Here is a 19912-nt window from a genome sequence, read left to right on the forward strand (position 1 = left end):
ACGGAGAAGGGGGCACCGTGATCATCTGGGTGAACGGGGCGTTCGGCGCGGGCACGACCAGCACCGCGCGCGAACTGCTCGACCTCATACCGGACAGTACCCTGTACGACCCCGACGTCCTCGGCGGCTGTCTGCGGCAACTGCTGCCCGGCAGGCGGCTCCAGGAGGTCGCCGACCAGCAGGACCTGCCCATCTGGCGGCGGTTGGTGGTGGAGACCGCCGCCGCGCTGCTCGCCGAGGTCGGCGGGGTGCTCGTGGTCCCGATGACGCTGCGGCGCCAGGACTACCGGGACGAGATCTTCGGCGGGCTCGCCGCGCGCGGGATCGAGGTCCGGCATCTGCTGCTCGACCAGGGAGAAACGATCCTGCGTGGGCGGATGGCCGAGCACACCGCCCTCCCGGCGGGCCAACCGGACGGCCCGGGGCGGCCGGAGGCGGCCGGCGGCCCGGACGCCGCCGGTACGGCCCCGGCCGCGGCCACCGCCCTGTCGGACGGGCCCGAAGGCGCCCCGGCCGTGGGCGTCCGGCTCCCGGCGCCGGAGCGCGTGCCCGACCGGCACGACCTCCAGGAGTGGCTGGCGCTGGACGCCCACGTCATCCGCACCGCGGGCCTGACACCCCGGCAGATCGCGGTACGGCTCGCCGAGGCGGTCGCCCGGGGCGAGGGGGCCTGCGGCATCGTGCAGACACCCGCGCCGCGGGCCGAGACCGTCGCGGCGGGCGTCCTGCTCTTCGACGAGGCCGACCGCGTCCTGCTGGTCGACCCCACCTACAAGCCCGGCTGGGAATTCCCCGGCGGCGTCGTCGAACGCGGCGAGTCGCCGGCCAGCGCCGGGCACCGCGAAGTCGCCGAGGAACTCGGCATCGAGCTGACCGGCGGCCTGGAACTCCTCGTCGTCGACTGGGAACCGCCGCACCCCACCGGCCACGGCGGCCTGCGGCTGATCTTCGACGGCGGCCGGGTGCAGGCCGCCGACATCGGCCGGCTGCTGCTGCCGCCCGCGGAACTGCGCGACTGGCGCTTCGTCACCGAGGACGAGGCCGCCACCCTGCTGCCCCCGGTCCGCCGCGACCGCCTGCGCTGGGCCCTGCGCGCCCGCGAACAGGGGCGCCCCCTCAACCTCGAAGCCGGCCACCCCGCCCAGTGACCCGCCCCGGCCCGCCCCCGCACAGGGCGGGCCGGGAAAACCCCGCGGCGCGCCGCCCGCCGGTCAGCCGGCCGCGGCGGTGCGCTTGGACTCCGCGTAACGCTGCAGGAAGACCGCCTCCGCCAGCGACAGCCGCTCCAGCTCCTCGGGCGACACGCTCTCGTTGGCCGCGTGGATCTGCGCCTCCGGCTCGCTCAGGCCGATCAGCAGGATCTCCGCCTGCGGATACAGCGTCGCCAGCGTGTTGCACAGCGGGATCGAGCCGCCCTGGCCGGCGATCGCCAGGTCCCGGCCGTACGCCTCGCGCATCGCCTCGGCCATCGCGGCGTACGCCGGGCTGTCGGTGTCGGCCTGGAAGGGCTGGCCGCTGCCGCGCTGCGTCACCTCGACCCGCGCGCCCCACGGCGCCGCCGCCAGCAGATGCTCGCGCAGCGCCGTCCCGGCCTGCTCCGCCGTCATGCCCGGCGGGATCCGCACGCTCACCAGCGCGCCCGCCGTCGCCTGCACCGAGGGCGTCGCGCCGATGACCGGCGGCGCGTCGATGCCCACCACCGTCACCGACGGGCGCGCCCACAGCCGGTCGGCGACCGTGCCGGTGCCCACCAGCTCCACCCCGTCCAGCACCCGGGCGTCCCGCCGGAAGTCCTCCTCCGGGTAGCTCAGGCCCTCCCAGGCGCCCGAGCCGTCCAGGCCCTCGACGGTGGTCGCGCCGGACGCGTCACGCAGCGAGTCCAGCATCCGGATCAGCGCCGCCAGCGCGTCCGGGGCCGCCCCGCCGAACTGACCGGAGTGCAGATTGCCCTCCAGGGTGGCCACCTGAACCGCCATCAGTACCATGCCGCGCAGCGTCGAGGTCACCGTCGGCAGCCCCACCCGGAAGTTGCCCGCGTCGCCGATCACGATCGCGTCGGCGGTCAGCAGGTCGGGGTGCGCCTCGGCGTACCGCTCCAGGCCGCCGGTGCCCTGCTCCTCCGAACCCTCCACGATCACCTTGACGTTCACCGGCGTCCCGCCGTGCGCGGCCAGCGCTCGCAGCGCCGTCAGGTGCATCAGCACACCGCCCTTGCAGTCGGCGGCGCCCCGCCCGTACCACCGCCCGCCGCGCTCGGTCAGCTCGAACGGCGGTGTCAGCCAAGCCGATTCGTCCAGCGGCGGCTGCACGTCGTAGTGCGCGTACAGCAGCACCGTCGGCGCGCCCTGCGGGCCGGGCAGCAGCCCGTAGACCGACTGCGTCCCGTCGGGCGTGTCCAGCAGGGCCACGTCCTGGAAGCCCTCGGCCCGCAGCGCCGCCGCGATCCAGTTCGCCGCCTTCTCGCTCTCCTCACGCGGGTACTGGCGCTCGTCCGCCACCGAGGCGAACGACACCAGCTCGGCCAGCTCGGTGCGGGCGCGGGGCATCAGCGAGGCCACGGTCTCGGACAGCGGAACGGACGGCATGGGCTTGCTCCTCGGGGGAAGGGGCGGCTTGCGCGGCGCGCCGGCGCACGCAACGGGTCGCTGCCGATGGTGCCACAGCCGACGGCGGGCGACGGGCGCAATAGGATGCGCTGAGCAGCAGCGACGACAGCCGGACGGCCGAGCGGGAGCGGAATCAGACGTGAGCGGTGAGCAGGCGGCGCAGGACAGCGGAGCACGGGACGGCGAGAGCCAGGCGGTGTGGGACGTCGTGGTGATCGGCGCGGGCCCCGCCGGAGCGTCGGCGGCCCACGCGGCGGCCGTCGGCGGACGCCGGGTGCTGCTGCTGGAGAAAGCCGAACTCCCCAGGTACAAGACCTGCGGCGGCGGCATCATCGGACCCTCCCGGGACGCCCTGCCGCCCGGCTTCGACCTGCCGCTGCGCGACCGCGTCCACGCCGTCACCTTCAGCCTCAACGGCCGGCTCACCCGCACCAAGCGCTCCCGGCAGATGCTCTTCGGGCTCATCAACCGCCCCGAGTTCGACGCGGCCCTGGTCGACACCGCCCGCGAGGCCGGCGCCGTGGTCCGCACCGGTGTCACCGTCTCCCGGGTGGAGCAGCACGGCCCCGGGGTGCCCGACCGGCGCACGGTCGCGGTGATACTGAACGGCACCAGCAGCGGCGGACCCGGCAAGCGCGACGAGGAGGTCGTCTACGCCCGGGCCGTGGTCGGCGCCGACGGCAGTGCCAGCCGGATAGGAGCGCACGTCGGGGTCAAGCTCGACCAGGTCGACCTCGGCCTGGAAGCGGAGATCCCGGTACCGGCGGCCGTGGCCGAGGACTGGTCCGGCCGCGTCCACATCGACTGGGGCCCGCTGCCGGGCAGTTACGGCTGGGTCTTCCCCAAGGGCGACTCCCTCACGGTCGGTGTCATCTCCGCCCGCGGCGACGGCGGCGCCACCAAGCGCTACCTGGACGACTTCATCGCCCGCCTGGGCCTTGCCGGTTTCGAGCCCAGCGTCTCCACCGGGCACCTCACCCGCTGCCGCGCCGACGACTCGCCGCTCTCCCGCGGCCGGGTCCTCGTCTGCGGCGACGCCGCGGGCCTGCTCGAACCGTGGACCCGCGAGGGCATCTCCTACGCCCTGCGCTCCGGCCGCCTCGCGGGGGAGTGGGCCGTCCGCATCGCCGAGGCGCACGACGCGGTGGACGCCCGGCGCCAGGCCCTCAACTACGCCTTCGCCGTCAAGGCCGGCCTCGGCGTCGAGATGGGCGTCGGCCGCCGGATGCTCACCCTCTTCGAGCGGCGCCCCGGGCTGCTGCACGCCGCGCTCACCACCTTCCCGCCGGCCTGGCGGGCCTTCGCCGGCATCACCAGCGGCAAGCGCACGCTCGCCGAACTCGTCCGCACCCACCCCATCGCCCGCCGGGCACTGGACAGCATGAGCTGACCCCCGCGCCCGCACGCCGGGTCAGGGCTGGATCCGGAAGACGGGGTGCTTGTGCGCTATCGCGCGCAGCTGCTCGTCCGTCGAATCCGGGCCGACCCCGCCGAAGAAGACCCCGACCTCGGCCTTCCAGCGCTTGAGGTAGGCGCGCAGGATCGGGGTCTTGTCGTCGTCGGCGACCTCCACCGCGGTGAACTCCTCGGCCTTCTTCCCCAGTCGCAGCTCGCCGCCGCCGGCCGCCCGCATGTTGTGCGTCCACTGGACGTGGCCGCGCGGGGCCACCAGATAGCGCTCGCCCTCCAGCGTCAGCAGATTCACCGGGGTCGTCCGCCACTCGCCGCTCTTGCGGCCCTTGACCGCCAGGACCCGCGAGCCCCAGACGCTGAACCCGCGGCGGGTCAGGAACGCGACCGCCCGGTTGAACACGTTGACGGTGAGCCAGCCGGGCTTCTGGACGTGCTCCCGGTCGCCGCCCGCCTGCTGGACCTGCTGCTGCTCGTGCTGCTGCTCCGACATGATGACCTCTCCCGATCCGAAGTGTGAGCGGTGCTCTCGCTTGAGAACAGTGTGCCCGACGCGGGGCACCAAAAGCAAGAGCGCCGCTCTCTCTTTTTTTCGCCGATCTCGTTCCTGGTCATCGCTCTCCTTCGATGGCACACTGGGGGACATGAGTGCCATCAGAGGAGCAAGGGAACGGGCGAGGGCCGAGATCACCGCGGCGATCAAGGAGGAGGCCGGCCGGCAGCTCGCCGACCAGGGGTCGGCCGGGCTGTCGCTGCGCGCGGTCGCCCGCGAGCTCGGTATGGCCTCCTCGGCCCTCTACCGCTACTTCCCCAGCCGGGACGACCTGCTCACCGCCCTCATCATCGACGCGTACGACGCGGTCGGCGAGGCGGCGGAGCAGGCGCTGGCCGCCGCCGACGCGCACGCCCGCGACGGCGCGGCAGCCGCCGCCATCGCCGGTGTGCGGATACCGGGCGCCGCCCCCGCCGACCGCTGGACGGCGGTCTGCCGCGCGGTCCGCGGCTGGGCCGTCGCGCACCCCCACGAATACGCCCTGATCTACGGCTCGCCCGTGCCCGGCTACGCCGCCCCGCAGGCCACCGTCGGCCCGGCCTCCCGCGTCCCGCTCACCCTCGTCTCGGTCGTCCGCGACGCGCACGCCGCCGGACGGCTCAACGAACCCACCGGCCGGCCGCTCACCGAGCCGGTCCGCACCGACCTCGCGCGGCTCGCCGCCGAACTGGCCCCCGAGCTGCCGATACGCGTCGTCGCCGCGCTGGTCGCCGGCTGGGCCCAGCTCTTCGGCCTGCTCAGCTTCGAGCTGTTCGGCCAGTTCAACCGGGTCGTGGACGCCCGCGGGCCCTTCTTCGACCACGCCGCGCTCACCCTCGCCGCCCAGGTCGGCCTGGAGGTCGACCACGCCGCCGACCCGACCGACCCCGTAAAACCCGCAAACCCCGCCGACCCCGAAACCCGCGCCGCCCCCGCGGCCCCCGCCGCCGACGACTCCCGGACCGGCGCGGAAGCCGGCCGCGTACTCCCGGCGAAGTAGCCCCGCCGCCCCCCGGCGGTGGACGCGACGCCGCCGGGCCGCGGTCTAGCGTGGAGCCATGACGTACGAGGCGCACCCGGGGCCGCCCTGGCGCGGGCACCACCCCGCCGGGCCGCGCCGCCGTGCCGTCTCGCTGTGGGGGCCCGCGGTGGCGCTCGCCGTCCTCCAGGTCGCGGGCTCCGGCGCCGCCGGGCGGCACCAGAGCGGCCGGGTCGCCCTCGACGGACTCGGCTACGCCCTGCTGCTCGCCGGCCCCGCCCTGCTCCTGCTGCGCCGCCGGCAACCGGTCGCCGTGGCCGCCGGTGTCGCCGCGGTGACGCTGCTCTACACCGTCCTCGGCTACCCGTACGGGCCGGTCTTCGCGAGCCTGGTCGTCGCGTTCTTCAGCGCGGTCGCCGCCGGGCACCGCAAGGGCGTGCTGATCGTGGCCGCCGCCGCGTACACCGGGCACGCCCTGGTCGGCCTGTGGCTCTACCGCCGGCTGCCGCCCGCCGGCGACGGCCCGGCGTCCTGGACCGAGCTCTCCGGCGCCGCCGCCTGGCTGCTGGCCGTGCTCGCCGCGGCCGAGCTCTTCCGGGTGCGGCGCGAGCGGATCGCCCGCGAGCACCGGGAGCGCGCCGAGGCCGAGCGGCGCCGGGCGGGCGAGGAACGGCTGCGGATCGCCCAGGAGCTGCACGACGTGCTGGCGCACAGCATCTCGCTGATCAACGTGCAGGCCGGGGTCGCCCTGGCCCTGATGGACGAGCGGCCCGAGCAGGCCCGCACCGCGCTGACCACCATCAAGGCGGCGAGCAAGGAAGCGCTGGGGGAGGTGCGCCAGGTGCTGGGCGCGCTGCGGGCACCCGGCGACGCGCCCCGCGCCCCCGCGCCCGGGCTCGACCGGCTGCCCGAACTGCTCGACCAGGCCGCGGCGGCGGGGCTGCGCACCGACCTGGCCGTCGAGGGCGCGCGCGTGCCGCTGCCACCGGGCGCCGACCTCGCCGCCTTCCGTATCGTCCAGGAGGCCCTGACCAACGTCGTACGGCACTCCGGCGCGCGCACCGCGCGGGTACGCCTGGTCTACCGGCCCGGCCTGCTCGACCTGCGGGTGGACGACGACGGGCCCGCCGCGGTGGGCGGCGAGAGCGGCGGCGGCAACGGCCTGGTCGGCATGCGCGAGCGGGCCGCAGCGCTCGGCGGCACCGTCGAGGCCGGCCCGCGCGGGGACGGCGGCTTCCGCGTCCGGGCCAGGCTGCCGCTCGGCGGCGGCCGGCACGACACCCCGCCGCCCCGGCACCCCACCGGCCGCGCAGGCCGCCCGACCACCGGACAGGAGCTTCCGTGATCCGCGTCGTACTGGCCGACGACCAGGTCCTCGTACGCGCCGGCTTCCGCGCGCTGCTCGACGCGCAGCGCGACATCGAGGTGGTCGGCGAGGCGGCCGACGGCGAGCAGGCGCTGCGCACGGTACGGGAGGTGCGCCCGGACGCCGTCCTGATGGACATCCGCATGCCCGTCATGGACGGCCTCGCCGCCACCCGGGCCGTCACCGGGGACCCGGCGCTCCAGGACGTCAAGGTCGTCGTGCTGACCACCTTCGAGCTGGACGAGTACGTCTTCGAGGCGATCCGCTCGGGCGCCTCGGGCTTCCTGGTCAAGGACACCGAGCCCGCGGAACTGCTGCGCGCGGTACGGGCGGTGGTCGCCGGCGACGCGCTGCTGTCGCCCGGGGTGACGCGGCGGCTCATCGCGGAGTTCGCGGCCCGGTCGAAGGAGCCCGCGGCGGCCGGCGGGCTGGACCGGCTGACCGAGCGGGAGCGGGAGGTGATGGCCCTGGTCGGCATCGGCCTGTCCAACGAGGAGATCGCCCGCCGCCTGGTGGTCAGCCCGCTCACCGCGAAGACCCACGTCAGCCGCGCCATGGTCAAGCTCGGCGCCCGCGACCGCGCCCAACTGGTCGTCCTGGCCTACGAGTCGGGCCTGGTCCGGCCCGGCTGGCTGGGCTGAGCCGCACCCCGCGCGGACCGGGACCCGTACCGTACGGGCGCCCCAAGGGCCCCGCGGGCCCCGCGCACAAGCGCCGGCCCGAGCCTGCCCCGCGCGAAAGCGCCTGCCCCGCACGTACCTCCGCCCACACCGCCGGCCCCGCACGTACGTCAGCACAAAGCGCCGGCCCCGCGCGGGCGTACGCGCGGGGCCGGCGGTGTGGGCGTGCCCGCCCCCGTGCGGAGGGCACGCCGGGCTCACCCGCGGTCGGCGCCGCCCTCGGGAGCCGGGCCCGACGCCGTCGCAGCCGGCACGACCGCGTCCTGCGGGGCGGCGGCCCGCGCCGCCTCGTCCTGCGCGGAGGAGGCGACGAGGATGCCGTACGAGGGGCGCCGGGTGCGCAGCCCGGTCAGGGTGATCAGCAGGCCGACCACGCCGATGCCGGTCACGACCCACAGGGCCGGCCGGTAGCTGTCCAGCACCGCCTGCTTGCCGCCGCCGGGCCCGCCGGCGTGGGCGGTGACCACGGCCGTGACGACGGCGAGGAAGATCGCGCCGCCGACCTGGAAAGACGTGTTGAGCAGGCCGGAGACCATGCCCTGCTCCTGGTCCTTGACGCCGTTGGTGGCCTGGATGTTGAGCGCCGGGAAGGCGGTCGCGAAGGCCCCGCCGAGCAGCAGCATCGACGGCAGGATCAACGCCGCGTAGCTGGGGTGCAGATCGATCCGCAGGAAGAGGACGTAGCCGACGACCAGCGACAGGAAGCCGAACGCGATCACCCGCGGGGTGCCGAAGCGGTCGACGACCGGGCCCATCCGGGTGGACAGGATCGCCACCAGCGAGCCGGCGGGCAGGAAGGCGAGCGCGGTCTGCATGGCGCTGTAGCCGAGCACGTTCTGCAAATACTGCGTGACCAGGAACTGGAAGGCGACGTACGAGCCGAAGAAGGTCGCGGCGCCGAGGTTGGCGCGCACCTGGGTGGAGGAGCGCAGCACGCCGAGCCGGACCAGCGGCGAGGCCGAGCGGCTCTCGATCGCGACGAAGGCCACCAGCAGCACGGCGACGGCCGCGAAGGAGCCGAGCGTGCGTGCCGAGGCCCAGCCCGCGCTGGAGGCCGACACCACGGTGAACACCAGCAGCAGCATCGAGGCGGTGCCGGTCACCGCGCCCGGCAGGTCGTAGCCGCGGCCCTGCGTGCTTTCCCTGGGAGTGCGCGGGATGAGCTTCAGGCCGGCGACCAGCGCGATCAGCGCGACGGGCGCGGGCAGCAGCATCGTCCAGCGCCAGCCGGCCTCGGTGAGGAAGCCGGACAGCACCAGGCCCATCGAGAAGCCGGTGGCGCCGCAGCTGGAGTAGATGGTCAGGGCGCGGTTGCGGACCGGGCCCTCGGCGAAGGTCGTGGTGATGATCGACAGGCCCGCGGGCGCGGTGAACGCGGCGCTCAGGCCCTTGACGAAGCGCGTGGCGATCAGCAGCGAGCCGGAGTCGACCAGGCCGCCGAGCAGCGAGGCGACGGCGAAGACGCCGAGCGCGATGAGGAAGACCCGGCGCCGGCCGAGCAGGTCGGCCGCCCGGCCGCCGAGCAGCAGCAGGCCGCCGTAGCCGAGGATGTAGCCGCTGACGACCCATTGCAGCGAGGTCGTCGACAGGTGCAGGTCGGAGCCGATGGAGGGGAGGGCCACGCCGACCATCGAGACGTCGAGTGCGTCGAGGAAGAGCGCGGCGCACAGCACGAAGAGCGTGCCCCATTGCAGGGCGCTCCATCGTTCGGATGCGCGGGGGACAGAGGCCGGCGGGGATGCCGGAGACGCCGGGGACGTCGGGGACGACGGAGAGGTCATGGCCCGTAGATTACATGCAGGTGCATCGAATGCAAGTGCATTTAATGCCCGTGCATCGGGGTCCGTTTTCTGCTACCCTGCGGTCATGGGAGCCGACAACGACGAGCGTGCGCTGGAGCGCGAGTGGCGGGAGATCCTCGCCGTCCACGCGCGGACGGCGTGTGAGCTCGACCGGGAGCTGCACAAGCACGGCCTGTGCGCCAGCGACTTCGAGGTGCTGGACGTGCTCGCGGACGGCCCGGCGGACGGCAGCTGCACCTTCCGCGTGCAGGAGCTCGCCGACCGCGTCCACCTCACGCAGAGCGCGCTGTCCCGGCTGGTGGCCCGGCTGGAGAAGGAGGGCCTGGTCGACCGCGGCATCTGCGCGGAGGACCGCCGCGGCGTCTACGTCGCGCTCACCGACGACGGCCGGCGGCGCTACGAGGAGGCCCGCCCCGGCCACCGCGCCGTACTGGAGCGCATGCTCCCCAAGCCCGCCCGCGCCTGAGCAGCGGCGCCCGCACCCGCTTCGACCGAGCCCCGCAGGTCACCGACCCGCGGGGCTTCGCCGTGCGCGCGGCGCGGACCTCAGGCGGGCCGGCCGATGTTGCGTACGGAGAAGGCGATCACGGCCGCGACGGCGGCGAGCGCGGACACCGTCGTCAGGGCGACCGGCAGGCCCACCGCGTCGGTGAGGAAGCCGATCGTGGGCGGGCCCATCAGCATCCCGCCGTAGCCGAAGGTCGAGGCGGTGGCCACCCCGCCGGGGCCGGTCAGCGCACCGGCCCGGGCGATCGTGGTGGGGAAGCTGTTGGACAGGCCCAGCCCGGTGAGCGCGAAGCCCAGTACCACCAGCGGCAGCAGCGGCGCGAGCGCGGCCAGCAGCATGCCGCCGGCGGCGGTGAGCGCGCCGAGCACCAGCACCCGGGTCTGGCCGAGGCGTTCCAGCAGCGTGGTGCCGGACATCCGGCCGATCGTCATCGCCAGCGTCACCGCCGCGTAGCCGGCCGCCGCGATGCCCGGCCCGCGGTGCAGGTCCTGCTGGACGTGCAGCGGCCCCCACTCGGCGAGCGCGCCCTCCCCGTACGAGGAGCACGCCGCGATCAGCCCGAGCAGCGCCACCAGCAGCCCCGAGCCCACGGCGGCCGTCCCGGGCGCGGGCCCGGCGTCCTTCGCGGGTTCCCGCGGTACGGGCACGGCGGCGGCCGGAGCGGCCTGCGTGCCCCCTGCCGCCCCGGCGGCCTCCGCCGCCAGGACCCGCGGCGCGACCCGCTCGCCCCGCTCGACGCGCTCGATCCGCTCGCCCCGCCCCGCGGGCGCCCCCCGCTCGCCCCGCCCGGCCGGCGCGACGTGCGTGATCCGCTCCCGCGGCGCCTCCAACGGTGTGCCCAGCAGCACCCGCCCGGCCAGCGCCACGGTGAGCAGGCCGACCGGCGTGAGCAGCAGCAGATGCGTCCCCGCCGACAGGTGCGGCGCGAGCAGGCCGCCCAGGCTCGACCCGATCAGCCCGCCGCAGCTGTAGGCGGCGTGGAAGGACGACATGACCGGGCGGCGCAGCGCCGCGACGAGATCCACCGCGACGCTGTTCATCGCGACGTTCAGACCGCCGTACGCTATGCCGAACACCAGCAGGACCAGGCCGAGCGCCAGGGCGGAGTGGGTGCGCGGCGGCAGCGCGATGCTCAGGGCCAGCAGGACGCCGGTGCCGACGGTGACGCGGTCGCTGCCGAAGCGGCGGCAGAGCCGGCCGGTGAGCACCATGGTGGCCACCGCGCCCGCCGACACGCCGAGCAGCGCCAGCCCCAGCTGGCCCGCCGAGGCGCCGACCTGGGCCTTGATGGCGGGGATGCGCACCACCCAGCCGGCGAAGAGGAAGCCGTCGACGGCGAAGAAGACGGTCAGGGCGAGGCGCAGCCGGCGCAGGGCCGGGTCGGTGGTGGGAGTACGGGAAGATCGACTCAGGATCGTCCCTATTTTGTTCAGTGTCGGCACAAAGTGAGAATAGGGGGGTGACACAGATTCGGACAAGGCTTGAGCGGGGCCGGGGCGCGCTCGGCCCCGCCCTCTCGCTCGTGCACACCGGCCGCGCGGCGACCCGCGCGCTGCTCACCGCGGAGCTGGGGGTGACCCGGGCGACCGCGGGCGCCGTCGCCGCCGAACTGGAGGCGCTCGGGCTGATCCGGGTGGACACCCGGCCGAACGGACCGGCCGGCGCCCAGGGCCGCCCTTCGCACCGGCTCGACGTGGCGCCCGAGGGGCCGGTCGCGCTGGCCGCGCAGGTGCACGCCGACGGCTTCCGGGCCGCGCTGGTGGGCCTGGGCGGCGAGCTGGTGGCGACCGCCCCCGGCGTCATGCCGGTGCCGGCCGACCCCGCCGAGGTGCTGGGCGCGGTCGTCGAGGCGGGGGCCGGACTGCTGCGCGCCTCGGGGCGGGTGTGCGTCGGGGCCGGGCTCGCGGTGCCGTCCGCGGTCGCCGAGCCGGAGGGCACCGCGCTCAACCCGCTGCACCTGGCGTGGCCGGCCGGCACACCGGTCGCCGCGGTCTTCGCCGAGCAGATCGCCCGGATCGGCGTCCTCGGCCCGGACGGCGCGCCGGTGGCCTCCTTCGTCGGCAACGACGTCAACGTCGCCGCGCTCGCCGAGCACCGGCACGGCGCCGGGCGCGGCGCCCAGCACCTGCTGGTCGTCGCCTCGGGCCACCGCGGCGTCGGCGGCGCGCTGGTGCTGGACGGCCGCCTGCACACCGGCAGTTCGGGCCTGGCCCTGGAGGTCGGCCACCTCACCGTGCGGCCCGACGGGCGGCCCTGCTACTGCGGCAGTCGCGGCTGCCTGGACGTCGAGGCCGACCCGCTGGCCTTCCTGGAGGCGGCCGGCCGCGCCCCCGGCCCCGAGGTGTCGCTGCTCCAGCAGAGCGCGGACCTGCTCCGTACGCAGTACGCCGACCCGGCCGTCAAGGCGGCGGCGCTGCTGCTCATCGACCGGCTCGGCCGGGGCCTGGCCGGCATGGTCAACGTCCTCAACCCCGACCGGATCCTCCTCGGCGGCCTGCACCGCCACCTGCTGGACGCCGACCCCGACGCCCTGCGTGCCGTGGTGGCCGACCACAGCCTGTGGGGCCGCAGCGGCAGCGTCCCGGTGCTGGCCTGCGCGCTGGACCACAACAGCCTGGTCGGCGCGGCGGAACTGGCCTGGCAGCCGGTCCTCGACGACCCGCTGACCGCGCTCGGCGGCTGAGCCCGCCGGCCGCCGGTACTCCCCCCGGAGCAGCCCCGCTGCCGCCGGCCGTACGACGACTGCGGCCGGCGCGGGAGCCAGGCTCGGTGGTGTCGGGACAACCCGGCCGGACCGAGGAGATGACGGACGATGAACACCCTGGCGTGGCACGGCGGCGGGCCCGGCCCGTGGATCCTCTTCCTCCCGCTGGTCTGGGTGGCCGCGGCGGCCACCGTGATCACCCTGCTGCGCCGCACGGCGTGGCGCGGGCGCGGGGCGCCCTGGCAGCAGTTCCGGCCGGCCCCGCCCGGCGGCGAGCACGGCCCGCTGGCAGTGCTGGGCCGGCGGTTCGCGGCCGGCGAGATCGACGAGGAGGAGTACTGGCGCCGTATGTCGGTGCTGGAGGAGCACTTCGCCCGCGCCCCGGGCGACCGGCGCGGCGGCAGGGGCGGCGCCGCGCTGTGAGCGCGGCCGGCCCGGCCGCCGGGACGTACGAAGGCGCCGCCTCCCCGTGCGGGGGAGGCGGCGCCGGGCCGCGGTCCGCCGGCGCCCACACCGGCGGCGCCGCGGGTCAGGCCGCCGCGGCGACGGCGGCCGGCTCCGGGACCGAGCCGGTCAGCGGCTCGGGGACGGGCTCGGCGAAGGGGCCGGGCAGCGGCTCGACCATGGCGCGCTCGAACGGCAGCGCCGTCCGCACCGGCAGCATCGTCGGCACCGCGACCGGGGTCCGCAGCACGAACCACACGGTCTTGCCCGCGTCCTCGGGCAGCAGGTCGGTGCCCCAGCTGTCGCTCAGCGCCTCGACCATCGTCAGGCCTCGCCCGGTGGTGGCCAGCGGCTCGACGGGGCGCAGCTGCGGCAGCCGCGGGTCGCTGTCGGTGACGGCGACGGTCAGGCGGTCGTCGGCGAGGGTCAGCCGCACCCGGCACTTCTTGTCGGGCTTGGCGTGCCGGTGCACATTGGCCAGCAGCTCGCTGGTGGCGCTCGCGGCCGGCTGGATCAGCGGATCGAGCCGCCAGTAGCGCAGCTGCGCGGCCACGATGCGGCGGATCTGCTGGATCCGGTACGGGTGCGCGTCGAGTTCGAGCGCGCACTCCCGGGTGGTTCGGTGGGTCGGGTCGTTCTGGTCGACTTGCATGATCACGGCTGCGACTCCCTCCGCGGCCGGCCGGGCCCCGCACCTGCGGGAACCGGCCGTACACCGCACCGATGGGAACATCAGAGCGAAACTTCGTAGAGTGACTGCTTCAGCACTCCGTGATGCGATAACAGCGTCACCCGATGTGGGGAATGTCGCAACTTGTCGCGCGTCGCGGCGCCCCCCGGCGGCTTTACGTGCCAGGTCCGCGCCCGCCGGTCCCCGCGCACCGCCGACCGGCGCACACCCGCGGCCCCCGGGGCCCCGCGGCTACTCCGCCGCGACGTCGTCGGGCCCGGTCCGCGCCAGCTCCGCCAGCGACTCCAGCGCCCGCCGCAGCACCGGCGGCGGGGGAGAGGCAAGGCCGATCCGCACGGCGGCGGGCGCGCGGTGCGGGCCCACCACGAACGACGCCGCCGGCGTGACGGCGATGCCGCGGCGCGCGGCGGCGGCCACGAAGGTGTCGGCCCGCCACGGCTGCGGCAGCTCCCACCAGCAGAAGTACGCGCCCGGCCCGGACCGCGCAGCGAGCCCCGCCAGCGCCTGCGCGGCGATGCGCTGCCGGGCCGCGGCGTCCGCCCGCTTGCCGGCCGCGACCGCGGCGGCGGTGCCGTCGGCCAGCCAGCCGGTCGCCGCGGCCAGCGCGTACCCGGCGGCCGACCAGCCGCACGAGCGCAGCGCCGCCGCCACCGGCGCGGTGAGCTCCCGCGGGGTCGCGGCGAAGCCCACGGTGAGGCCGGGCGCAAGCCGCTTGGACAGGCTGTCGACGAGCGCCACCCGCTCCGGCGCGTACGCAGCCAGCGGCGGCGGCGCGTCGGTGCGCAGGAAGGACCAGATGGCGTCCTCGACCGCGTACAGCCCCGACTCCCGCAGCGCCGCGGCGAGTTCGGCCCGCCGCCGGTCCGGCATCGTGGTGCCCAGCGGATTGTGCAGCGTCGGCTGGACGTACAGCGCGCCCAGCGGCGCCGAGCGGTGCGCGGCCAGCAGCGCGTCCGGCAGCAGGCCCTCGCCGTCGCACTCCAGCGGCACGGGCGTCACGCCGAGCCGCGCCGCGATCGCCTTGACCACCGGGTACGTCAGCGCCTCCACGCCCAGCCGCCCGCCGGGCCGTACCAGCGCCGACAGGCACGCGGCGATGGCCTGCCTGCCGTTGCCCGCGAAGAGCACGTCCTCCGGGTCCGGCGCCCAGGCCGGCCCGGCGAGCAGCGCCGCGACGGCGGCCCGCGCCTGCGGGGTGCCCGCGGCGCCGGACGGGCGCAGCGCGGCGGCCAGCACATCGGGCCGGGCCAGCCGGGCGAGCCCCGCGGCCAGCAGCTCCGACTGGCCCTCGGCGACGGGGTAGTTGAGCTCCAGGTCCACCGGGGCGCCGCCCGGCTCGGCGAGCGCCGGGTCCGGCGCGGGCTGCGCGGCCCGGACGAAGGTGCCCCGCCCCACCTCGCCCACGACCAGGCCGCGCCGGGTCAGCTCGGCGTAGACCCGGCTCGCCGTCGACTCGGCGATCCCGTGCCGGCGCGCGAACGCCCGCTGCGTGGGCAGCCGGTCGCCCGGCCGCAGCCGCCCCGCCGCGATCTGCGCCGCCACCGCGTCCGCCGCCCGCCGGAAGTCCCGCGCCATCCGCCACCGCCTCCCGTCCTCCGGTCGCGCCACCGCAAGCGGCGGCCAGCATATTGCACCGAGATCAAAGAGCGCCATTGCTCCGCTGATTGCTCCGCCCATAGCATCGGGGAACAGCCACGGACGAGGGGATAACCGCAGGTGGACACCGCTTTCATCAACGGCATCAGCATGGCGTACGGCGACACCGGCGACACCGGCGACACCGGCGGGGGCGGCCCGGCGCTGCTCCTGGTGCACGGCCACCCCTTCGACCGGACCATGTGGCACCCGCAGGCGGACGCGGCCCCCGGCCACCGCGTCATCACCCCGGACCTGCGCGGCTACGGCGGCAGCCAGGTCGTCCCCGGGCGCACGCTGCTGAGCACCTTCGCCCAGGACCTCGCCGCCCTGCTCGACCACCTCGGGGTGCGCACCGCCGCGGTGTGCGGCCTGTCGATGGGCGGCCAGATCGCCCTGGAGTTCTACCGGCTCTTCCCGCACCGCGTCACCGGCCTCGTCCTCGCCGACACCTTCGCGCAGGGCGAGACCGAGCAGGGCCGCAAGGAACGCAACGACCGCGCCGACCGGCTGCTGAGCGAGGGCATGGCCGGCTACGCCCACGAGGTGCTGGACTCGATGGTCGCGCCCGCGACCGTCGCCCGGCAGCCGGAGGTGGCCGCGCACGTGCTGCGCATGATGCTCGCCGCGCCGCCCCAGGGCGCCGCCGCGGCCCTGCGCGGCCGGGCGGAGCGGCCCGACTACACCCCGATGCTGCCGGTCGTCGCCGTCCCCACGCTGGTCGTCGTCGGCAGCGAGGACGTCTTCACGCCCGTCGCCGACGCCCAGTTCCTCCACGACCGCATCCCCGGAGCGACGCTGACCGTCGTCGACGGCGCCGGCCACCTGCCCAACCTGGAGCGCCCCGACGCCTTCAACGACGCCCTGGCCGGCTTCCTCGCCCGCCTCCCGCACACTCGGCAGGCACGGCTGCGGGCCGCAGATCCCGGAGATCTTACGGAATCCTGAGCGCTCACCCACGGCCCTGGCCAGAGCGCCGCCGGCGTGCTCGAATCGGCCCATGGACGACCGCACGCCACCGGTGGGCACACCGGAGCAGCACCCCGCACACGACCCGGACCCCGGCCCGGACGCCGGCCCCGGACCGGAACCGGCCGAACCGGCCCAACCGGCCCAACCGTCCGACCAGGGCCGCGGCACCCCGGTCGGCCGCCGGCTGGTGCTCGGCATGCTCGGCCTCGGGGCGGTCGGCGTGGGCGTCGGCGGCGCCGTCCAGGACCGGCTCGACTCCGTCCTGGCCTCGGTCAGCGCCAAGGACCCCACGGGCGTGACCGGCCTGCTGCCCGGCGGCGGCGGATTCCGCTTCTACTCGGTCTCGGACTCCATCCCGCACCGCGGCGAGACCGACTACCGGCTCACCGTCGACGGCCTGGTCGACCACCGCGCCGACTACCGGCTCGCCGACCTGCGCGCCCTGCCGCAGACCCGGCTGGTGCGCGACGTGCAGTGCGTCACCGGCTGGCGGGTGCCCAAGACCGCCTTCTCCGGGGTGCTGCTGTCCACCCTGCTGGAGACCGCCGGCGTACGCTCCGGCGCCGCCGCCGTCCGCTTCAGCTGCTTCGACGGCGTCTACACCGAGAGCCTGACCCTCGACCAGGCCCGCCGCGCCGACGTCCTGGTCGCCCTCACCATGAACGACAAGCCCGTCACCGCCGCCCACGGCGGCCCGGTACGCCTCTACGTGGCGCCCATGTACTTCTACAAGTCCGCGAAATGGCTGTCCGGCATCACCGTCACCAAGGACGTGCGGCCCGGCTACTGGGAGCACTACGGATACGACGTCGACGGATGGGTCGGCAAGTCGAACGGCCGGCACGATGACCCCACCTCCTGACCCCCGCGCGGCCCGGGGCCTGCGCCGCTTCACCCGCACCGAGACCTGGGTGCACCGCTCGGTGGCCTGGCTGATGGGCGTGTGCGTCTTCACCGGCGCGGCCCTGTACGTGCCGCAGCTCGCCGAGATCGTCGGCCGCCGGCGCCTGGTGGTCACCGTCCACGAGTGGTCCGGCATCCTGGTGCCGGTGCCCGTCCTGCTGGGCCTGGCCTCGCGCGCCTTCCGCGCCGACGCCGGGCGCCTGGGACGCTTCTTCCCGCACGACTGGCGCTGGGTGGGCGTGGCGCTGCGCCGCCGGCGCCGCGAGCCGAGCCTGGCCGGCAAGTTCAACGCCGGCCAGAAGCTCTACGCGGCCTTCAGCGTCGGGGCGCTGCTGGTCATGGCCGGCACCGGTGTGCTCATGTGGTTCCCGCGGCTCGCCCCGCTGGTCTGGCGCACCGGCTCCACCTTCGTGCACGACTGGCTGGCCCTCCTCTTCGCCGCCGCCATCACCGGGCACGTCTACTTCGCCGCCCAGGACCCCGACGCGCGCCGCGGCCTGCGCACCGGCTACGTACCGCGCTGGTGGGCCCGCGCCGAACACCCCCTGTGGCAGCCGGAGGAGCCGCACGACCCGCCCGCCGGGCAGCCCACGGGCCGGCATTCGCGGACACCCTGACCCGAACCGCCCTGGAGCCGTAACCGCGCCGACGGCCCCACCGCCGTACGGTTCCGCCGACGGCCCACATTTTCGCGGCAGTTCTGTTACGCCGAGGACATCCGCCGGTCGCCGAGCGGCCACCGGCGTTTCCCGGCCCGCGCCTAGCGTCGCCATATGACGACGTCTCAGACGGCCCCGCCGGCGCAGGAGGAGGCCCAGGCCCAGGCTCCGGCACCTCCCGCGACCGCACCACGGACGGAGACGTACCGCGCCCGCCGCCGGCTGCGGCCGACCCGCTCGGGACCGCGCCGGCTCGCCGTCCGCACGGTCGCGGCGCTGCTGGCGCTCGGCGTGCTGTGCGCGGTCGCCGTGACCGGCGCGGTCGCGGTACGCGACGCCACCGCGCGCTTCGGCACCACCGTGGCGCAGCGGGCCGCGGTCGCCGCGCAACTGCGCTTCGCGCTCGCCGACCTCGACGCCCAGCGCGCCGACACCCTCGCGCCCGGCAGGTCCGCTGGCGACGAGAACGTCATCGTCGGCAACCAGCTCAACGCCCTGATCACCGGCCAGCAGCGGCGCGCCCAGGTCAGCGACCTGCTGCGGCAGCTCGGCGGCGACGAGGCCCAGGGCGACCGGGTGCGCACCCTGCTCGACGGGCTCGGCCGCTACGACGACCTCAGCGGGCGCGCCGCCTACGTCGCCGAACGGGAGCCCGACCAGCTCGCCGGCCACCCGCCGGCCTTCGCCGTCGCCATGAACGTCCAGGCCGGCACCGTCATGCGGAACCAGCTGCTGCCCGCCGCCGACGGGCTCTCGGCCGCCTACCAGAAGCAGGCCGACGACCAGCGCGCCGCCGCCCACCGCTCCGCGGTCCGCTGGGGCCTGGCCACCGCGGTACTCGGCGCGGTCGCGGTCGTGCTGCTGCTGTGGTGGCAGCGGGGCCTTGCCCGCGACTACCGGCGGCGGCTCAACCCCGCGCTGCTCGGCGCGACCGCCGCCGCCCTCGCCGTCACCCTGGCCGGCGCGCTGGCCATGAGCGCCGCCGCGAGCGCGGTGGACACCGCCGGGACCCAGGGCCTGACCCCCTGGGCCAGGCTCGCCGAGGCCCGGGCGATCGCCGCGCAGGCGGCGGCCACCGAGAGCCGCTGGTTCGTGCACGACAGCGGCTTCGGCGTCGCCGACCAGCAGAATTTCGACACGCTCGTCGGACGGCTCGACCAGCTGCTGACCCCCGACGGCTACGCCACCGCCGAGGAACGCCCCGCCTACCAGGACGTCCTCACCCGCTACGGCCACTTCCGGGCCGACGACCGGCACCTGCGCGCGCTCAAGGCGTCCGGCGACACCGAGCAGGGCGCCGCCGTGCTCACCGAGGTCGGCCGCGGTGACGTCGCCTTCGACTTCTGGGACTTCGCCACCACCCTCGACCGCCTCGCCGGCCGCCAGCTCGACGACTTCACCGCGCACGCCGGCGACGCCCACGCCGCCCTCGACGGCTGGCCCGCCGTCCCCGCCGGCGCCCTGGGACTCGCCGCGGTGCTGGTCGTGCTCGGCGTCAGGCCGCGGCTCGCCGAATACCGCTGACGTACCCGGCCACCCCCGGCTCGCCGCCGCCCCGGCTGCCGTACCGTGGAAGGTGCCGGGGGGAGCCCGGCGCTGCCTGGACCGGACGCCGGACGAGACGAGAGCGCAGACGTGACGACCGAACCACCACCCGCGGCCGACGAGCCGTCGCTGCCGGACGACGTCTGGGAGCAGTTCGCCAACGACTCGGAGCGGGCGATACGCGCGACCGCGCCCAAGGAGCCGTCGGCCCGGGCGAGGATCGTCGCGCGCCGGCTGCGCGAGGAGGAGCAGCGCTCCGCCGACGAACCGCGCCGCCGCAACCGGCGCCGCGACCAGCCGCACACACCCTCGCAGCACGCCGCCGCGTGGCGCCCCGACAACCGCCCGCCGCGCCGCCCCCTGTCACCGGCGATACGCCGGCTGCGCGCGGTGGCCGGCGTCGTCCTGGTGGCGGCCGTCGCCCTCTTCCTGCTGGCCCCGAGCCGCGCCTGGGACTGGATCGGCTGAGCCAGCCG

Annotated in this window: 18 protein-coding genes and 1 pseudogene; 13 read left to right on the top strand and 6 right to left on the bottom strand. The window is 76.0% G+C overall.

Annotation, left to right across the window (positions count from 1 at the left end; genetic code table 11):
• The first annotated feature begins 17 nt into the window (after positions 1-17).
• Entirely contained in the window at positions 18-1148 is a 1131-nt protein-coding gene (locus tag HCN08_RS10590) for an NUDIX domain-containing protein (RefSeq protein WP_167982716.1), read from the top strand.
• A 63-nt stretch (positions 1149-1211) separates the two neighbouring features.
• Here HCN08_RS10590 and HCN08_RS10595 read toward each other — a convergent pair whose 3' ends face one another.
• On the bottom strand, positions 1212-2585 hold the full coding sequence (locus HCN08_RS10595) for a dipeptidase (protein WP_167982717.1): 1374 nt from the start codon (positions 2583-2585) through the stop codon (positions 1212-1214).
• Positions 2586-2745: 160 nt separating this feature from the next.
• Here HCN08_RS10595 and HCN08_RS10600 point away from each other — a divergent pair, with 160 nt between their 5' ends.
• Positions 2746-3996 carry a geranylgeranyl reductase family protein gene (locus HCN08_RS10600; RefSeq protein WP_167982718.1) on the top strand — a complete coding sequence of 417 codons (1251 nt, stop codon included), beginning with the start codon at positions 2746-2748 and terminating at the stop codon, positions 3994-3996.
• A 21-nt stretch (positions 3997-4017) separates the two neighbouring features.
• Here the strand turns inward: HCN08_RS10600 and HCN08_RS10605 are convergent, their stop codons facing one another.
• The gene (locus HCN08_RS10605) at positions 4018-4509 is read right to left on the bottom strand and encodes a nitroreductase family deazaflavin-dependent oxidoreductase (RefSeq protein ID WP_167982719.1); all 492 of its coding nucleotides are present in this window, start codon (positions 4507-4509) and stop codon (positions 4018-4020) included.
• A 151-nt stretch (positions 4510-4660) separates the two neighbouring features.
• Between HCN08_RS10605 and HCN08_RS10610 the strand changes: the two are divergent.
• The 3 genes and pseudogenes from HCN08_RS10610 to HCN08_RS10620 all read left to right on the top strand — a co-directional run.
• Positions 4661-5404 (top strand): annotated as a pseudogene (locus tag HCN08_RS10610) (TetR/AcrR family transcriptional regulator); the annotation flags it as partial.
• A 202-nt stretch (positions 5405-5606) separates the two neighbouring features.
• Positions 5607-6872: a sensor histidine kinase gene (locus tag HCN08_RS10615; protein ID WP_167982721.1), complete on the top strand. Its 1266-nt coding sequence runs from the start codon at positions 5607-5609 to the stop codon at positions 6870-6872.
• Positions 6869-7534, top strand: coding sequence for a response regulator (locus HCN08_RS10620; RefSeq protein WP_167982722.1), 666 nt, complete (start codon positions 6869-6871; stop codon positions 7532-7534). Before HCN08_RS10615 ends, HCN08_RS10620 begins: the two co-directional genes overlap by 4 nt.
• A 236-nt stretch (positions 7535-7770) precedes the next feature.
• Here the strand turns inward: HCN08_RS10620 and HCN08_RS10625 are convergent, their stop codons facing one another.
• Positions 7771-9354, bottom strand: coding sequence for an MFS transporter (locus tag HCN08_RS10625; RefSeq protein WP_167982723.1), 1584 nt, complete (start codon positions 9352-9354; stop codon positions 7771-7773).
• Between the two features lie 85 nt (positions 9355-9439).
• On the opposite strand from HCN08_RS10625, the gene HCN08_RS10630 reads away from it, so the two are divergent.
• Positions 9440-9841: a MarR family winged helix-turn-helix transcriptional regulator gene (locus HCN08_RS10630; RefSeq protein ID WP_240969974.1), complete on the top strand. Its 402-nt coding sequence runs from the start codon at positions 9440-9442 to the stop codon at positions 9839-9841.
• Positions 9842-9921: 80 nt separating this feature from the next.
• On the opposite strand, the gene HCN08_RS10635 is transcribed toward HCN08_RS10630, so the two are convergent.
• Positions 9922-11325 carry an MFS transporter gene (locus HCN08_RS10635; protein WP_322974369.1) on the bottom strand — a complete coding sequence of 468 codons (1404 nt, stop codon included), beginning with the start codon at positions 11323-11325 and terminating at the stop codon, positions 9922-9924.
• Positions 11326-11342: 17 nt separating this feature from the next.
• On the opposite strand from HCN08_RS10635, the gene HCN08_RS10640 reads away from it, so the two are divergent.
• Together HCN08_RS10640 and HCN08_RS10645 are read left to right on the top strand one after the other, a co-directional pair.
• A complete protein-coding gene (locus HCN08_RS10640; protein WP_167982725.1) occupies positions 11343-12566 on the top strand; it encodes an ROK family transcriptional regulator in 1224 nt (407 codons plus the stop codon).
• A 129-nt stretch (positions 12567-12695) separates the two neighbouring features.
• Entirely contained in the window at positions 12696-13010 is a 315-nt protein-coding gene (locus tag HCN08_RS10645) for an SHOCT domain-containing protein (RefSeq protein ID WP_167982726.1), read from the top strand.
• A 106-nt stretch (positions 13011-13116) separates the two neighbouring features.
• Here HCN08_RS10645 and HCN08_RS10650 read toward each other — a convergent pair whose 3' ends face one another.
• Positions 13117-13683, bottom strand: a complete 567-nt coding sequence (locus HCN08_RS10650; protein WP_167982867.1) for an ATP-binding protein — start codon at positions 13681-13683, stop codon at positions 13117-13119.
• Between the two features lie 270 nt (positions 13684-13953).
• Entirely contained in the window at positions 13954-15297 is a 1344-nt protein-coding gene (locus HCN08_RS10655; RefSeq protein ID WP_167982727.1) for an aminotransferase-like domain-containing protein, read from the bottom strand.
• Between the two features lie 171 nt (positions 15298-15468).
• Between HCN08_RS10655 and HCN08_RS10660 the strand changes: the two genes are divergently transcribed.
• The 5 genes from HCN08_RS10660 to HCN08_RS10680 all read left to right on the top strand — a co-directional run bounded on the left by HCN08_RS10660 (position 15469) and on the right by HCN08_RS10680 (position 19904).
• Entirely contained in the window at positions 15469-16305 is an 837-nt protein-coding gene (locus HCN08_RS10660) for an alpha/beta fold hydrolase (RefSeq protein ID WP_167982868.1), read from the top strand.
• A 52-nt stretch (positions 16306-16357) separates the two neighbouring features.
• Positions 16358-17191, top strand: coding sequence for a molybdopterin-dependent oxidoreductase (locus HCN08_RS10665; protein WP_167982728.1), 834 nt, complete (start codon positions 16358-16360; stop codon positions 17189-17191).
• Positions 17175-17849 (top strand): cytochrome b/b6 domain-containing protein, encoded by a 675-nt coding sequence (locus tag HCN08_RS10670; protein ID WP_167982729.1) that lies wholly within the window; start codon positions 17175-17177, stop codon positions 17847-17849. The genes HCN08_RS10665 and HCN08_RS10670 overlap by 17 nt, the downstream gene beginning before the upstream one ends.
• A 156-nt stretch (positions 17850-18005) precedes the next feature.
• Entirely contained in the window at positions 18006-19415 is a 1410-nt protein-coding gene (locus HCN08_RS10675) for a hypothetical protein (protein WP_167982730.1), read from the top strand.
• Between the two features lie 111 nt (positions 19416-19526).
• Positions 19527-19904: a hypothetical protein gene (locus HCN08_RS10680; RefSeq protein ID WP_167982731.1), complete on the top strand. Its 378-nt coding sequence runs from the start codon at positions 19527-19529 to the stop codon at positions 19902-19904.
• Positions 19905-19912: the final 8 nt, after the last annotated feature.

This window comes from Actinacidiphila epipremni (genome assembly GCF_012034175.1).
Lineage (GTDB): Bacteria > Actinomycetota > Actinomycetes > Streptomycetales > Streptomycetaceae > Actinacidiphila > Actinacidiphila epipremni.

Coding starts and splice junctions, on each gene's coding strand:
- HCN08_RS10595 (WP_167982717.1), bottom strand. CDS start 2,585: ATGCCGTCCGTTCCGCTGTCCGAGACCGTGGCCTCGCTGATGCCCCGC.
- HCN08_RS10605 (WP_167982719.1), bottom strand. CDS start 4,509: ATGTCGGAGCAGCAGCACGAGCAGCAGCAGGTCCAGCAGGCGGGCGGC.
- HCN08_RS10615 (WP_167982721.1), top strand. CDS start 5,607: ATGACGTACGAGGCGCACCCGGGGCCGCCCTGGCGCGGGCACCACCCC.
- HCN08_RS10625 (WP_167982723.1), bottom strand. CDS start 9,354: ATGACCTCTCCGTCGTCCCCGACGTCCCCGGCGTCTCCGGCATCCCCG.
- HCN08_RS10630 (WP_240969974.1), top strand. CDS start 9,440: ATGGGAGCCGACAACGACGAGCGTGCGCTGGAGCGCGAGTGGCGGGAG.
- HCN08_RS10645 (WP_167982726.1), top strand. CDS start 12,696: ATGAACACCCTGGCGTGGCACGGCGGCGGGCCCGGCCCGTGGATCCTC.
- HCN08_RS10650 (WP_167982867.1), bottom strand. CDS start 13,683: ATGCAAGTCGACCAGAACGACCCGACCCACCGAACCACCCGGGAGTGC.
- HCN08_RS10655 (WP_167982727.1), bottom strand. CDS start 15,297: ATGGCGCGGGACTTCCGGCGGGCGGCGGACGCGGTGGCGGCGCAGATC.
- HCN08_RS10660 (WP_167982868.1), top strand. CDS start 15,469: ATGGCGTACGGCGACACCGGCGACACCGGCGACACCGGCGGGGGCGGC.
- HCN08_RS10665 (WP_167982728.1), top strand. CDS start 16,358: ATGGACGACCGCACGCCACCGGTGGGCACACCGGAGCAGCACCCCGCA.
- HCN08_RS10670 (WP_167982729.1), top strand. CDS start 17,175: ATGACCCCACCTCCTGACCCCCGCGCGGCCCGGGGCCTGCGCCGCTTC.
- HCN08_RS10675 (WP_167982730.1), top strand. CDS start 18,006: ATGACGACGTCTCAGACGGCCCCGCCGGCGCAGGAGGAGGCCCAGGCC.